The sequence below is a fragment of the Lysinibacillus sp. GW247-5R2A genome (assembly GCF_059424475.1).
In genome coordinates this window covers 166,916-183,022 of sequence record NZ_JBWKZL010000005.1, presented here as the reverse complement: position 1 = coordinate 183,022, position 16,107 = coordinate 166,916, and the positions used below count along the sequence as shown (strand labels likewise).

At 36.4% G+C, this 16,107-nt stretch carries 14 protein-coding genes; 11 read left to right on the top strand and 3 right to left on the bottom strand.

From position 1 onward, the window contains the following. Positions 1-25 precede the first annotated feature (25 nt). The 9 genes from menC (at position 26) to AC07YC_RS09860 (ending at position 11,551) form a co-directional block, all read left to right on the top strand. Entirely contained in the window at positions 26-1,156 is a 1,131-nt protein-coding gene (menC, locus tag AC07YC_RS09900) for an o-succinylbenzoate synthase (RefSeq protein WP_336635145.1), read from the top strand. A 48-nt stretch (positions 1,157-1,204) separates the two neighbouring features. Then, entirely contained in the window at positions 1,205-2,047 is an 843-nt protein-coding gene (locus AC07YC_RS09895) for a GNAT family N-acetyltransferase (RefSeq protein ID WP_494919218.1), read from the top strand. Then, positions 2,040-3,179 (top strand): M20 peptidase aminoacylase family protein, encoded by a 1,140-nt coding sequence (locus AC07YC_RS09890; protein ID WP_494919216.1) that lies wholly within the window; start codon positions 2,040-2,042, stop codon positions 3,177-3,179. The genes AC07YC_RS09895 and AC07YC_RS09890 overlap by 8 nt, the downstream gene beginning before the upstream one ends. A gap of 104 nt (positions 3,180-3,283) precedes the next feature. Next, entirely contained in the window at positions 3,284-5,389 is a 2,106-nt protein-coding gene (locus tag AC07YC_RS09885; protein WP_494919215.1) for a S9 family peptidase, read from the top strand. Between the two features lie 72 nt (positions 5,390-5,461). Further along, on the top strand, positions 5,462-6,898 hold the full coding sequence (locus AC07YC_RS09880; protein ID WP_494919214.1) for a serine hydrolase domain-containing protein: 1,437 nt from the start codon (positions 5,462-5,464) through the stop codon (positions 6,896-6,898). 55 nt (positions 6,899-6,953) lie between these two features. Next, the gene (locus tag AC07YC_RS09875; RefSeq protein ID WP_336635140.1) at positions 6,954-7,853 is read left to right on the top strand and encodes a serine hydrolase; all 900 of its coding nucleotides are present in this window, start codon (positions 6,954-6,956) and stop codon (positions 7,851-7,853) included. Positions 7,854-8,339: 486 nt separating this feature from the next. Beyond that, entirely contained in the window at positions 8,340-9,203 is an 864-nt protein-coding gene (locus AC07YC_RS09870) for a MurR/RpiR family transcriptional regulator (RefSeq protein WP_336635139.1), read from the top strand. Between the two features lie 201 nt (positions 9,204-9,404). After that, positions 9,405-10,640: a DNA polymerase IV gene (locus AC07YC_RS09865; protein ID WP_494919213.1), complete on the top strand. Its 1,236-nt coding sequence runs from the start codon at positions 9,405-9,407 to the stop codon at positions 10,638-10,640. A gap of 158 nt (positions 10,641-10,798) precedes the next feature. Then, complete coding sequence (locus AC07YC_RS09860) at positions 10,799-11,551, top strand: alpha/beta fold hydrolase (protein ID WP_336635137.1); 753 nt, start codon at positions 10,799-10,801, stop codon at positions 11,549-11,551. A 45-nt stretch (positions 11,552-11,596) separates the two neighbouring features. Here the strand turns inward: AC07YC_RS09860 and AC07YC_RS09855 are convergent, their stop codons facing one another. From AC07YC_RS09855 to AC07YC_RS09845, 3 genes are read right to left on the bottom strand one after another with little or no spacing between them, the layout of a single operon-like run. Then, positions 11,597-12,451 (bottom strand): SDR family oxidoreductase, encoded by an 855-nt coding sequence (locus tag AC07YC_RS09855; protein WP_494919212.1) that lies wholly within the window; start codon positions 12,449-12,451, stop codon positions 11,597-11,599. Continuing rightward, the gene (locus AC07YC_RS09850; protein ID WP_494919211.1) at positions 12,448-13,476 is read right to left on the bottom strand and encodes a polysaccharide biosynthesis protein; all 1,029 of its coding nucleotides are present in this window, start codon (positions 13,474-13,476) and stop codon (positions 12,448-12,450) included. The genes AC07YC_RS09855 and AC07YC_RS09850 overlap by 4 nt, the downstream gene beginning before the upstream one ends. Positions 13,477-13,522: 46 nt before the next feature. Further along, positions 13,523-14,122 carry a glycosyltransferase family 2 protein gene (locus tag AC07YC_RS09845; RefSeq protein WP_336635135.1) on the bottom strand — a complete coding sequence of 200 codons (600 nt, stop codon included), beginning with the start codon at positions 14,120-14,122 and terminating at the stop codon, positions 13,523-13,525. 256 nt (positions 14,123-14,378) lie between these two features. Here AC07YC_RS09845 and AC07YC_RS09840 point away from each other — a divergent pair, with 256 nt between their 5' ends. Together AC07YC_RS09840 and AC07YC_RS09835 are read left to right on the top strand one after the other, a co-directional pair. Continuing rightward, complete coding sequence (locus tag AC07YC_RS09840; protein ID WP_494919210.1) at positions 14,379-15,473, top strand: glycosyltransferase; 1,095 nt, start codon at positions 14,379-14,381, stop codon at positions 15,471-15,473. 113 nt (positions 15,474-15,586) lie between these two features. After that, a complete protein-coding gene (locus tag AC07YC_RS09835; RefSeq protein ID WP_336635133.1) occupies positions 15,587-16,027 on the top strand; it encodes a GNAT family N-acetyltransferase in 441 nt (146 codons plus the stop codon). Positions 16,028-16,107 lie beyond the last annotated feature (80 nt).

Here is a 16,107-nt window from a genome sequence, read left to right as displayed (position 1 = left end):
TATATAAAAAGGAAGGTATTACTAAATGGAAATAAATAAAATTTCGTTACAAAGAATTAAATTACCCTTAAAATCTTCGTTTGAAACTAGCTTCGGTAAAGTGACTGAAAAGGATATTATCATCGTAAAGGTCCATAGTGGAGATAAAGTTGGTTTTGCTGAAAGTGTCGCGATGCCTTTTCCTATCTACAATGAAGAGACTACAGGTACAGTATGGCACATGCTTGAAACTTACTTAATTCCAAAGCTATTAGAAAATGAAATTAAAGAGCCCAAAGATTTTTCAAAATTATTTTCCTATATACGTAGAAACAACATGGCAAAAGCAGCGCTAGAAATGGCAATTTGGGATTTATATAGCAAGCAAAAAGGACAAACGCTATCTACTGTATTAGGAGGGAATCGCTCCGAGATTGAAGTGGGCGTAAGCATTGGAATTGAAAATAATATAGAAACACTATTAAACAAGGTGGCAGACTTTTTAGAGGATGGCTACAAAAAGATTAAAGTGAAAATTAAACCTGGCTGGGACATCAAACCTTTAGAGGCTATTCGGAAAAAGTTTGGAGAACAAATTCCACTAATGGCGGATGCTAATTCTTGCTACAGTCTGGATGATTTACAACTATTAAAAGAATTAGATCAGTTTCATTTAATGATGGTTGAACAGCCGTTAGCTCATGACGACATTATCGATCACGCAAAATTACAGGACGCATTAACCACTCCTATTTGTCTAGATGAAAGTATACATTCAGTAGAAGACGCAAGAAAGGCTATTGAAATTAATGCGTGTAAAATTATTAATATTAAAGTTGGTCGTGTAGGAGGGCTATTCGAAGCTATTAGAATGCACGATTTGTGTGAGGAAAATAACATTCCTGTATGGTGTGGGGGAATGCTTGAAACTGGGATAGGTAGAGCTCATAACATCGCAATCGCTTCATTAAGTAACTTTAGTATTCCAGGTGATACATCTGCTTCTAGTCGATATTTTGATAAAGATATCATTTTACCAGAAGTAAAACTTTCAAAGGCTGGCACTATTATTGTTCCAGAACAACCTGGCATTGGTTTTGAGGTTAACCAGGAATTCATTAATCAACTTACAGTGAATCAGAAAGAGTTTATGAGAGATAAAGTAAAGTTCTACTAAATGATTTTCAAGTTGATCTTATTTCATGATGAATGGAGGGATTTACCCATGGTTTTCACACAACCAATCATCTATAAAAGTATTATAGGGTTAAAGGAAATACAAGATGTAGTCTGTTTTCAAGAAGATATTTGGGATAAAGATGTAGTAACACCTCTTCCGCAGCTTGTTGCTGCAACTCACAATGGGGGAAACATTGTTGGAGCGTTTAAAGAAGGTGAATTAATTGGATTTTCATACGGTTTTTCTGGCTTTAAGAATGGGGGAAAATATTTAATCTCTCATATGACTGGCGTCCATAGTAAGTACCGAAATTATGGGATCGGATTACAGCTAAAACTTAAGCAAAGGGAGTGGGCAGTAGATTACGGCTATCAAAAAATTGTATGGACTTTTGATCCTTTAGAAGCCAAAAATGCATACTTTAATCTAAATAAGCTAGGAGCATATTCCCAAACGTACTTTCCTTCTTATTATGGTGAAATGAGCGATAAACTGAATAAAGGTCTACCATCTGATCGTTTTTTAGTCGAATGGGATATTTGTTCGAACCGAGTAACGAATGCACTTACAGGTATAGTCAAAAAGGATACATTGGTTAATCACTATAAGTCGCTTCTGTCATATAGTGATAGTGGAAATATTCCATATCCTGATGAGATAGAATCAATCAAGAATGAAGAGGGGTATTTAATACCTGTTCCAGCTAATTTTCAGATTTTGAAACAAGAGGATTTTGAAGCGGCGAAGGCTTGGAGGTATAAGTTGAGAGATGCAGTAAATGATGCTTTCTCAAAAGGTTTTGTAGTAACCGGAATGTTAAAAAAAAATTTAGCTAACATTCATTTTTATGTTATTGAAAATAAATCCATGGAGCCTCTATATGATTGAACAAATCAAAAATTGGGTTGATGAGAATAAAGAGTTAATAAATTCAACATATCATCATTTTCATTGTAATGCGGAAATTAGTTGGGAAGAAAAAGAGACAACGGATTACTTATGTAAGCAATTCGAATATTTGAAAATACCTTTTGAGAGGTTTGAGGAGCATACTGGAGTTGTTGGATATTGGGGAAATGAGAAATTTGGTCCAACCATTGGAATTAGAGCAGACATTGATGCGTTATGGCAGCTGGTCGACGGTGAATGGAAAGCCAATCATTCCTGTGGTCATGATGCTCATATGACAATGGTACTTCATACTATTTCTTGTCTAAAGAAATTAGGTTTTCAACCAAGGGGTCTTATTAAAATTATTTTTCAGCCAGCTGAGGAATCCGGTTTAGGGGCTAAGGCTCTAATAGATAGAGGCGTTATGGATGATGTTGATTGTTTACTAGGGATACATGTACGGCCAATTCAAGAATTAAAATTTGGCCAAGCATCTCCTGCCATCTATCATGGCGCCACAACTCTATTAAAAGGAAGGATTCAAGGGATTCAAGCTCATGGTTCACGACCAAATCTTGGAATAAATGTTGTAGATTCACTTGGAGCCATTATTCAGGCTGTTAACTCAGTTAAAACGGATCCGACATTATCCTCATCTGCCAAAATAACCATGGTTCAGGCGGGTGGAAACAATATTAATATCATTCCCGATTATGCTGAATTTGGCATTGATGTCCGTGCACAACAGAACTATGTTATGAAAGATTTACTTAAAAAGGTAGAAAATGCGGTTCTTACTTCGGGTTCAGCCAATGGGGCAATAGTTGAAATAGAGACTCTAGCATCAATGATTGCTGCGGAACCCAGTTCACAACTTGAGGAACTAGTGGGAGAAGCTATTATTGAAGCTCTAGGGAATGACGCAATCACAGCGCCAGTCATTACTCCTGGAGGGGAAGATTTCCATTATTATAAAAAGTATTTTCCTCATATTAAAGCTACAATGATTGGACTTGGAACCGATTTACAACCTGGACTGCACCATCCTAATATGAATTTTAACTTAGATGCTTTGCAAAATGGTGTAAAAATACTTGCTATGACGACCATTAAATTATTTAAACCATAGTATTAGTGAAAATTAGTAGAAGAGACTAGATTAGAATATTGCGAAAATTTTTTCTGAATAATTGCAATAGTGAAATATCTATTATTAATAAGGAGTGATAAAAGATGTTAAGAACTACAGTGCCAGAAGATATTTATAACTTTGAATGGCCAAGCAATCCGGTTATTTCTCCTGATGGACAACAGGTAGTTTATGAAAGAACCATAGCTGTGAAAGAAAATAATTACGAAACACATTTATATTTAAGCGATGTAGAAGGAAAAACACGAAGAGTTTTGACATCCTCAGGCATAAGAAACGTCAATCCTATCTGGTCACCCGATGGAAAAACCATAGCATTTATCTCGAACCGTGCTTACGGAATGCAGGTATGGCTGTTATCTCTCGATGGTGGAGAGGCCCAGTGTCTGACAAAGTTTCGTCAAGGAATTAGCTCAATAGTATGGGCTCCTAACGGTAAAACGATATATGGATTGGTACCTGTAGTTGAACATTCGGAACTAGAAACCTTTCATGAAAATGCAACAATTAATGAAGCAAATAGTGAGAAGGAACAAGAGGATAAGTTATGGAGAGATGGGGCTAAACGCTATCATCATCTATATTACAAAAATGATGGAGCTGGGCTTCATAAACCGTACAAACGTCAAATTGTTGCTATTCATATAGATACTGGAACATTCGTTTTGATAACAAAAGGAAAAAATGAAGTTCATCAGCCTGACGTTTCACCAGATGGAAAATATATCGTGTTCAGTTCAAACGCAGAAAATGAAAATTTTCTTTTTGGAGGAAAGGTTTATCGAGTTTCTTCTTCTGGAGGAGATGCGGAGTTGCTATACAGTGACACGGAAGCAAGCTCACCTTCTTATTCACCTGATGGAAAGTGGATAGCGTTTTTTGGCAACCATGCAGAACAGAAGGAATTGTTAGTTATACCTTCAGAGGGAGGGGATGTTAGATGTTTAAGTAAAAAATATCAAGACACCCTCCTTGATATGACTTTTACAGATATGCGTAATCTCAGATATGCACTTCGCCCTCAATGGTCTAATAATAGTAGGTATATTTATGCGCTTAGTACCCATGAAGGAAGAAATGAAATTGTTAGATTCTCGAATGACAAAAATAACGATTATCCGGTAATTATTGCTGGTGGAGACCGCACTATTTTTCATTTTTCATTTGATGGAGAAGAGACGATTAGTATGGCCTATTCGACAGTAAATCATCCTGGGAAGATATCAGCCATTAAAATTGATGAAACGAATACAGCCGACTGTAATTATCGGTATCCAACAGAAGCTTTTTCTCAATTACGTGTACCCATTTTCCCTGAAACTGAAGTTCGTCTGGATGACTGCAACGACAAGTTATTATCCGAACTCATCGTAGTTGAACCTGAGGTTTTTTCCTATAATTCTGTTGATAACTGGTATATGCAAGGTTTTATTTTAAAACCCGCTAACTTTGATCCTGAGAAAAAATATCCTGTTCTATTAGATATTCATGGAGGACCACATTCTGCTTATGGTTTCACATATTTTCATCAATTGCAATTATTCGCTGCACGAGGTTATGCAGTTATCTATACGAACCCACGAGGAAGCTCAGGATTCGGTGTAGAATTTACCAATGCTGTACATGGTGATTATGGTGGAAAGGATATGAATGATATTTTGAACGGACTGGAATTTGCCCTACAAAAAAATCATTATCTTGATAAAAATAGGGTAGCCGTTAATGGAATTAGCTATGGTGGATTCATGGTAAATTGGCTCATCTCTCACACCGATAGATTTTTTGCAGCAGTTTCTGAAGGCTGTATTTCGAATTGGGTTTCCATGTATGGCACAAGCGATATAGCACCATATTTTATTGATCAGGAGTTTCTTGGAAAGACAGATTTGGAGAATCTTTGGAAATTCTCTCCTCTTGCCTATGTAGATAATGTAAAAACGCCACTTCTACTTCTACACAATGAAGATGATTTACGATGTCCAATAGAGCAGGCAGAACAGTTTTATTCCCATATTAAGCGTCGAGGAGGAGAAGTAGAATTGGTTCGTATCCCACAATCAAGTCATGGGCTCCTCCAATACGGCAAACCCGAATTAAGAATAGCTAGATTGAATTCAATGCTCGATTTTATAAACAGACATTTACCTGTAGAAGATTTTTCGAAGTTGATAACGACTGAGAATCAATAATGTGAGGATAATAGTTAGATCATCGATTCGATCTACATTATTATATACAACTACTCTAAAGGAGGAAAAGAAATGAAAGTAGATGTGAATTTAAAAGCATTTGAAGAGGCTGGTCAAAAGATAACGGAAAAACATAAGATTCCTGGTACTTCGGTTGCAATTGCTGAAGCTGGGGAAATTCTTTACCATAAAGGATTTGGCTTCCGTAATGTAGACGATGTACTACCTGTAACTGAAAATACAGTTTTTGGTATTGGGTCGATAACAAAATCATTTACTTGTGTGGCTATATTGCAACTGCAGGAAGTCGGTAAATTGAATGTGCATGATCCTGTTAGTAAGTACTTACCTGAATTCAACGTTAAAAATAAAGAGACTATTAAAGATATCACTATTCATCACTTTATGACTCACACAGCAGGATTGCCTCCAATGTCCTCGTTATTTTACGCAATGAAAAGGTCACTAGATCTTGACCCAACTGTAAAAAATTATCCAGGTTTAAATATTAATGTTGAAGATCACGGACCAATCGACACTTATGAGCAACTTATGCAGTTTATTGATGAACAAGATATTGAATTATTGGGGGCACCTGGTACACATTTTAGTTATTCCAATGAATCATATGCCTTGTTAGGAACAATCATCGAACGAATCAGTGGAAAAGGTTATGAACAATATATATATGATCATATCCTCACACCTTGTGGTATGGAAAACAGCTATTTCACAATTGAGGAGTACGGTGATTATGAAAATATCACCACTTGCTATACAGAGGAGAAAAGCGATGGAACAAAACGCGTTTTGGCTGCACCAATTTGGTGGGATTCTACTTCAATGCGAGCGGCAGGCTTTTTGAAATCTACAGCTAAAGACATGTTATTGTATGCAGAAATTTTCCGTAATGCTGGTGTAGTAAATGGTGTGCAAATATTATCTGAAGAAAGTGTAAAAGAAATGACTAAACCCCATGTTCAATTACAACCTGGAAGATTCTATGGATATGGTTTTATGATTACTCCCGATTATTTTGGCACTACTCTTATTGAACATGGTGGAGGGCTCAAGGGAATTTCAGCTCAATTAAGTATTTTACCTGAAAAAGGGGTTACAGGTGTTGTATTAACTAACTTGGCAGGTGTACCTGCTGCCCGGATTATGCAACTTGCTTTTAATGTTTTGAGTGAAAGAGAAGTAGACGCCAATCACCTTACCTTTGAAGAATATGATATTTCAGAAGAACGACTTCAACAGTATCAAGGAGAATATCAATCGAATGAAGGGACGAAAGTCTGCATTAAAATCAAAGAAGGAAACCCAGTTCTACTCTCACAAAATGTAGAGATACCAATAACTTTTGTGAGCGATAACATGTTTATAGCATATTTTAATGACTTTACAGAAATAGCTGAGATACTAGTAGATGATAATAGTGAAGCATACGGAATATCATATCATTTTAGACAATTCCCTAAAGTTTCCGTAAATATACCACTTAACTAGTGAGTTCCAAGGTTTTCATATTGAACTCCTTATGTAGAAATTTGAGAGGATGTTGATGATGGAATTACAAGAGAGTTTGGAAAAAATTATACAAGAAGCTACTGGGACATTCGGGGTTTATGTGAAACATCTGGAATCTGGAGAGACTGCTGCAATAAATGAGAATCGTTTATTTCAAGCTGCAAGTGTTTTTAAGATTCCTATTTTGGCCACTTTATATCGTGATGTTCAAATGGGGAAGGTCGAACTTAAAGAACGTATTAGGTTGGAAGAAGAGGATTTAGTCAATGGATCAGGTATATTTAAGGAGTTAATTCCTGGAATCGACGTTACGATAAAAAATTTAGCGACTATGATGATAATTGTTAGTGATAATGTTGGAACAGATAAATTATTGAGTATTTTAGGGAAAGAAAATGTAAATCAATATATGAAAGAAATTGGACTAAGCAATACTTACATTCGTCTCAGCTGCTGGGAGCTTCTTTGCTCTTGTGTGGGATTACCTCCACAAAAATTCTCAATGGACACTTATAATGACATTAACCGTCGATTTAAAAATGGTGAAATTGATCATCATTCAATTGTATTTAAAGAAAGTCATGCAAACAATGTAACAACCGCAGCTGATATGGCACTTTTGTTAGAAAAAATGGCAAATAAGCAATTAATCTCTGAAAAAGCTTGTCATGATATGTTTGAAATCCTTGCCAAGCAACAGTTTCGAAGTAGAATACCTTATTTATTACCTCAAAATACTGTTGTTGCTCATAAAACTGGCACCATTGCAAGTGTTGTCAATGATTCTGGGATAGTCCAGCTCCCTGATAATAAAGGTAATTTTATCATTTCAGTATTTTCTATAGGAAATAATACTGAAGCAGAAGGTGCTAGTATAATATCTAAATTATCGAGAGTTGCTTATAATCATTTTCTTAATAAAGTAACCGTTTAACTTTTAAACCCAAGGGCTATTAATAATTTAACAAATATAATCGGGTATGAAAAAATATACAACTATAACAATTCATAGCTAAATGGTATGATGATGTTACAAATAGTAAGTTATTTTCTTGTTAAAAATCAATGAATGTTGGGGTATTCACGCTAAATGTTTAAAGTGAATACCCAGGATCTTATGCTAAAAATATGAAACTGAAATTATACATAAAACTCACAATAAAGGTTCGTGTAATTACCAAATTACCTACGTAATAGATTGAATGTTTGTACTATAGTAAATGTTCATTGGATAAATTACACCGACAGATAAAAGGATAAAACTTGGAGCTCATTATCTCTAAGTGATTTAGTGGTTTTTTAAATATAAAAGTGATGCATACTGAATAATAAAATGGGAGTTTTTTAGTAATCAACCATTTACTGAACCGGTATTATATAAGTTATATACCTCGATTAACACATTGGAAGGGCTGGCTGTATGGATAATTATAATGAAAGAATTAGAAAACAATTTAATGAACTGACAAAAAGACAGAAATTAGTTGCAAAATATATTGTTGACTTTCCAAAAGAGGTTGCATTTCAAACATCGAAGCAGCTAGGTATTGCAAGTGAAACAAGCGATACAACGGTGATTAGGCTATCCTATGCTCTTGGGTATTCTGGATTTAGCGAGTTGCAAAAAGAAATTCAAGCTACTTTATTAGAAGATTCTTCACCCATTGCAGATCCAATTGAAGGACTTCGATCTACGTCCAAGTCTTTAAAAGATACAAATTTAATTCAACATGTAATCGAGAAAGATACCTCGTATATACGCGCAACGCTAGAACAAATAGATTACACCCAGTATAAAAAAGCTATAGATCTTTTAATTAGTTCTGAAAAAAGAATCGTCATTGGCTTCCGTTCATCATATGGTCCTGCTAACTGGCTATCGTTTAGTCTCAATGTTGTTGTAGGAAATACGTTTTTATATCGTGGAGAAATAGAGGATTCTAATTATTTATTATCCTTAGTCGATGACAAGACATTATTGGTGGCTATTTCTTTTCCTCGATATTCAAAAGAAACGAATGCATTTGTAAAAGCAGCAAAGAAAAAAGGGGCACAAGTGATAGGCATAACAGACGATGAGTTGTCCCCATTAGGGCTTCTTTCGGACATTATGTTTAAGGTGGTGGCTCCTCCTCCTATTTCTCTAAAAGGTACTACACCAACCTTTGCCTTACTTAATCTACTAATAACAGGAATAGCAGCTTCAGATGAAATAAAGGTTCAAAAGCGGATGGAAGATTACGACCAAACAAGTGATGATTTCTCACCATTTACCAACCAGTAGGAAGGGAGCTCATTGGTTAGATTCTAATAGGATAGGTAACCAAAATAGAAGGTTTTTTGATGTCACTCGATTTCCGAGAGTTTACATCAAAAGAACCTTTTTATTTTATTATGAAACATACTTAGATGGTAGATTAAGTGTTCAAGGACCTATCTATGATAAAATATAGCTACTATTAAAACTAAAGTGAGGTGAACGAAATTGCATAAAGGAAGAATCATTTTACATATTGACCTTAATTGCTTTTATGCCTCAGTGGAACAAATTTACGATCCCTCATTAAAAGGAAAGCCTATAGCCATTGCAGGTAATCCAAAGGAACGTAGAGGTATCGTTATTACATGTAGCTATGAAGCTAGAAAAAGTGGTGTGTATACAACCATGAATGTCGGTGAGGCAAGAAGAAAATGCCCAGAATTAATTGTGCTACCTCCAAATTTTGAACGATATAGAGCTGCTTCAAAATCTTTTTTTGGATTACTGAAAGAGTATAGTGAAATACTTCAACCCGTTTCTATAGATGAAGGTTATATACAATTGCCGATAATCGAAGGACAAAATGTCTTAGAACATGTACATGGTATACAAGAACGAATTTGGAACGAACTACAATTGCCTTGTTCAATCGGCATTGCACCCAATAAGTTTTTAGCAAAAATGGCCAGTGATATGAGAAAGCCAATGGGCATAACCATATTACGTAAACGTGATGTCCCTTCTGTTTTGTGGCCATTGAATGTGAAAGAGATGCATGGAATCGGGAAAAGCACGGCAGAAAAACTGAAAGAGTTAGGTATTCAAACAATTGGAGAACTAGCTGCGGCTGATGAATACACATTAAAACAGAAGTTTGGTATCAATGGACTTCGCTTGAAACAGAAGGCCAATGGCGTGGATGACCGACCTGTTGACCCAGAAGCAATATATGATACGAAGAGTGTAGGGAATTCGACAACATTATCTCATGATACGACTGACCGAGATGAATTATGTAAAATAATGACAACCCTTTCTGAAAAGGTAGCAGAAAGATTGAAGGCTAAAAAGCTCGCTGGAGTGACTGTGAGTATTATCATTCGTACAGCTTCTTGGGAAACGTATACTCGGAGTAAATCGGTCAATAACGCGATATTTTCAAAAGAGGATATAGTTGAACAGGCGTGGAATCTGTTTACTAAAAACTGGAATGAGGAGCCTGTTCGATTATTGGGTGTAACTATTTCCAATGTAAGTGACATTAAAGAGATGACTCAGCAGCTAACTTTTTTTGATTTTGAAGAACATATTAAAGACGAACCGATTATTAAATTGGTAGATCAAATTGAACAAAAATTTGGAAAAGGTGTCATTTTGAGAGGTTCTGATATTGTAAAACCAGCAGGGAAGCATCAAGCAAACACGAGTTTTAGTAAGGACTTTTGGGATGATCATTTGTAAATGATACGCATTTTGACAGGTTGAGGCAATTAATTTCTGCAACGAAAAAAACATGCGTTAACAATTGCCCAGGAAATACAAAAACCTAGACACCCAATCAATCTCAAACAAGCTTTTAAGAAGCTAAATCGGAAAGAAAGTAGGTGCATGTATCCATTATGCAATATAAAGAGTATGGCCATTTCGACGGTCCAGTGATGATGTTTCTTCATGGGGGTGGTGTTGGGGGATGGATGTGGGAACAACAAATTCAACACTTCTCCAATTATCACTGCGTAGTGCCTGAGCTTATGTCCGATCAGTCATTTTCTATTGAACAAAGTGCACAACATCTCGTACAGCTCTTAGAGGAAAAAGCGAATGGCAAGCAGGTAATTGTTATTGGCTTTTCATTAGGCGCTCAAATTGCCATACAAATGTTAAGCATAAAGCCCAGTTTAATTGACTTTTCGATTATTAATAGTGCTCTTGTTATTCCTTCTCCTACTACAGCAAGGATGATTCGGCCGTTTCTCCGACTATCATTCCCGCTTATCAAAAATAAAACCTTCGCAAAACTTCAGGCGAAAACCTTATACATCGATGATCGCTATTTTGACCGCTATTTTTATGATAGCTCTAAGATGACATACGATGTATTAATTCAAGTTTTACAAGAAAATATGACGTTTTCAATCCCACGTAATTTCCACAATGCACAGGGTCATATTTTAATTACTGTTGGCAATCAAGAGAAAAAAATAATGAAAAAATCCGCACAAGCGCTTGTACAAAATCATCCAAATGCAAAAGGAATCATGCTGAACAACATAGGGCATGGAATATCATTAGCCCAGCCTGCATTCTTCAATCGTTTTGTAGAAAATTGGATCAAGGAAGGACAATTGCCAGTGGGCACAGTCATTCAATAGAAAAACTCCATTATGAGTAACGATACTCGTAATAGAGTTGAAGTTTTAAGAAATATAATGAGGATATAAATCCTTATGCTGCAAAATCCATTCCTTCATGTCAATTATCATTTCTTCATAGCTAGGGACTGTAAAGGAAAAATCGTTTCTAGTATTTATTAATGTTTTATTAATATCAATAAGCTGATGTGGAGTAATCTTTATTGTATGGTCCATAAAGTGCTTATTCAATAAATGAAGCAGATCGTATTTGGATATAGGCGATGTATTGACAAGATGATAGAGTCCAGTTAATTCTTCCTGCACCGCTTGCTCCATAGCTTTCGCTAGGGTGAGGGTCGTGACCCCCGTCCAAATAGCACCCGTATAGCCGTGAATCGGACCTTTTTGGTGCATAAACCAATTGAAAAGCCCAATTCCATCCATTTTCAAATCAGGGCCAATAATTGAATTACGGAATGTTAAATGCTTGGTATGATCAATTTCGCCTAAACCCTTTGTCCGGTCATAGAAGGTAGTGCCGTCCTGTACACTATTTTCATAATAGGGTGCGTTTTCACCTGAAAATACACAATCAGTACTCATATGAATAAGCTTCGTCTGGCGATTCTCAAGGAGAGATACGATAGCATGTGGTAAATAACTATTCAAGAAAATACTTTTCTCAGGATTTGCCTCACACGCTTGATTTAACATACCGATACAATTAATAACGATATCATACGGATGGCCTTGAAGAAGTGAGCGTAAAAAGTTCAAATCTGTAATATCACCGGTAATATTATTTCCATAAGCGAAAGCAGTTCTCGTATACGTTGTCACATCATATCCTTGCTCCCGTAAGTAGATGGAAATGGTATGACCTGCCATGCCAGAAGCGCCGAGCACTAAAAATTTCATGGTGTTCCTCCAGTCCAATGGAGAAGCTCTTCTTGAATGAGAGATAAGGTTAGTAATTTTTCTTTAATAGCCATCACGTTTAACATTTGTGTATTATTGGAATTATATTCATCCGATAAGGTAATTTTAGGAGAGCCTTCATCCAGATATTTTCCATAATTCAAATCTCGATTATCTGCTGGGATTCGGTAAAAATTACCTAAATCTATGGCTTTTGCTGCTTCTTCCTTTGTACATAATACTTCATACCGTTTTTCCCCATGCCGTGTGCCGATAATATGAATCGCATTGTTCACTTGGAAAATTTCAAGGAGAGCTTGTGCTAAATTCTCAATCGTAGCAGCGGGTGATTTTTGCACCATAATATCGCCATTTTGCGCATGTGAGAATGCATATAACACCAATTCGACTGCTTCCTCCAGGCTCATCATAAAACGAGACATATTTGGATCGGTAATAGTTAAAGGTTTACCAGCTTTTATTTGTTCGATGAAAAGTGGTATGACTGAGCCTCTTGAAGCCATTACATTCCCGTATCGTGTACCACAAATCAATGTTTGCTTTGGGTCGACCATCCGTGATTTAGCAATAAATGTCTTCTCCATCATCGCCTTGGATATCCCCATCGCATTGACAGGGTATGCCGCCTTATCTGTAGATAGACAAATAATCTTTTTAACGCCAGCTTGAATTGCCGCAGTTAAAACATTATCTGTTCCTAAGATATTTGTTTTAACAGCCTCTAAAGGGAAAAATTCACAAGAGGGAACTTGCTTGAGGGCCGCAGCATGGAACACATAATCTACGTTATACATCGCAGGGTGGAGGCTTTGTAAATCACGTACATCCCCGATATAAAATTTAATTTTAGAGTTTTGATAAAGCTTTCGCATATCATCTTGCTTTTTTTCATCCCTTGAAAAAATCCGTATTTCCTTAATATCCGTAGTTAAAAATCGATTTAGTACCGCATTACCAAAAGATCCTGTTCCTCCCGTAATCAGTAAAATTTTATCTTTAAACATTGTCTGGCTTGTTACACCTCCCACATGCTTAGGTCCATTCATCATGTTATTTCAATCCTCTTTCATGCAAATCGCATTCTGAGTTTTCTCGTGGATAGTTGTACCAATAAGCGTATTCATGGGTATATTTACTAGTTGGATTTTTGTCCATGAGCGCACAATTAAAATCCCAATCTCCTGCAATATCTTTACGTATAGTAAACTTCGCGTCTCCGATAAAGCTTCTTCGTATGATTTTAAATTGTCCTGGCAAGGAATAACGATTGGATTCATCTTTAATAAACGCATAGCCATTCTTAATGATCATGTTGTAATAGTAAATATCAAATTCACCATCCACCTGTGCTAATACATTGCGGATGGCAGGTAAATAGTGGTCATCACTATCGATGATGGCGATATAATCACCTGTTGCTTCAGCGATGCATCGGTTATAGGACACGCTTGCACCTAGATTCGTTGGATGAACGATGATTTTTAACGCTGTACAGTTTTTTTGATAGTCCTGTAAAATAGCTAACGTCTTATCGGTGGAGCCGTCATCTACAACGATAATTTCATAGGCATATTCTTTAGGAATACTGTCAAGCATTGTTAGGATCCATTCTTCGCTATTATAAGTAGGTGATAAAAAGCTTATTTTCATTTTATCCCTCCATCCTGATTAAGTAGTTTAGTTCTTCATGTTTACTGAACAGATTCTTTATTACAATATGCGTGGATAGAGGGCTATTGTAGGCAATTGCTTGCTATCATAAGGTTTTTAAGAGAGTAATTTTATGGATTACCTTTATTTTTGCTAGAGAACTATGGGGATCGTTGTGACATTTTACTAAGTTATACACGTTTGACAGGTGTGGGCATAAACTAGGAAAGAGCGCTTTTTAAGAAAGAGGGATTCGATGACAAAAAGGATCGCATTTATTTGTAGCGTGGAATCAGCTAAACTTTCCGATGCACACATTTTCAAAGATCTTTGTCTTGTGCCTATTTTACTAGGGGAGTATTTAGGCTATGAAGTTAGTATAGTGACGACAGAAATGAATGAAACCCTTCTGCAACAATCTTTTCCGGCTGTTAAATTTGAGCAGGTTCCAATAGGGATTGATTATGTTGCCAATATGAATGCTTATTTAGTGAAGCATGCCAAGAACATTGATCTTGTATTTGCTATAGGACCATACCCATCCTATCTGTCCATTCTTCAAACATATAAGCAGTTTAATCCGAATGGCAAAGTTTATATGAAGTTAGATGTTAATCGATTTTGGTTAAGTCGATTAAAAACCTATCCATACTTTCTAGAATTGCTACAGCTTTGTGATCTTCTGACCTCCGAATGTGTATCGATTCAAACTGACATTCGAGAGTTTTCACAATTAGATGTTCAACATATCCCAAATGGCTTTTATGAGTATTTTGACACAGAGCCCGTGCAATTTCATGAAAAAGAAAATAGAATTCTATCAGTGGGCCGATTAGATGCACCAGAGAAGCAGACCATTTTTACAATAAAAGCCTTTCTAGCAGCACAGCTGACGGACTGGGAGCTTCGTTTGGTAGGACCTATGTCTGAATCGTTTCAGCAGGAAATAAAACAATTACTGGATAGTCATCCTTATCCTGCGCAAGTCACAATGGTAGGGCCAATTTCAGACAAGATGCAGCTAGAGGAGGAGTATCGTAAGGCAAAAATCTTTTGCTTAACATCTACGGTTGAATGCTTTGCACATGTTTTTGCAGAGGCGGCTAAAAACGGTTGTTATATTGTGACAACCGATGTGGATGGGGCTGCTGATATTACCCAACAACAACGCTTTGGACGTATTCATCCAACACATGATTGGGAAAGTATTGCTCGGACGTTGCAGCAAGTCGCACATCAGGAAGCATTGTTAGAAAATACTTGTCTTCAGCTACAGGCCGATGCGCGGAAGGAATTAAACTGGCAGCATATCGTGAAAGGTGTCGCTGCATATTTAAGTGAAAAAAAGTAGAGCTTCTCTCGATGGAGAGGAGTATTCTTTTCTTTGTGCCATTTTTTCCTATATAATAAAACTAGCTTTATAATGGTAGAAACAATCATGGGAAGACACAAGGGGAGACAAGAATGGAAATAGTGCAAGCATCGATGAACGAACTAGAAGAGTTAACAAAGCTATTTGATGAATATCGTCAGTTTTATGGTATTGAATCGGACGTAAGTAGCGCTAAGGCGTTTTTACAATTACGATTGGCCCTCAAAGAGTCGGTCATTTTTATGGCGCAAGTAGACGGCAAGATGATTGGATTTACACAATTATATCCAACGTTTTCTTCCATAGCGTTACAGCGTGCCTATATTTTGAACGATATTTATGTTACGGAAGATGCTAGAGGCCTAGGGGTGGGCAAGGCATTGATGGAAAAAGTTTTTCAATATTGTGAGCAACAATATGCTCGTTATGTGACACTGCAAACAGCAGCAGATAATGTGAACGCGCGTAAGCTGTATGAAAAGCTTCATATGAAGCAAGATGAATACTGTAATTATGTCAAATATTTTATGTAATAAGCATTTTAGTGTAGTATGAAGATGCTTTTATGTATAAAAATCCCCTAGATATTCCGTTATCTAGGGGATTTTATTGA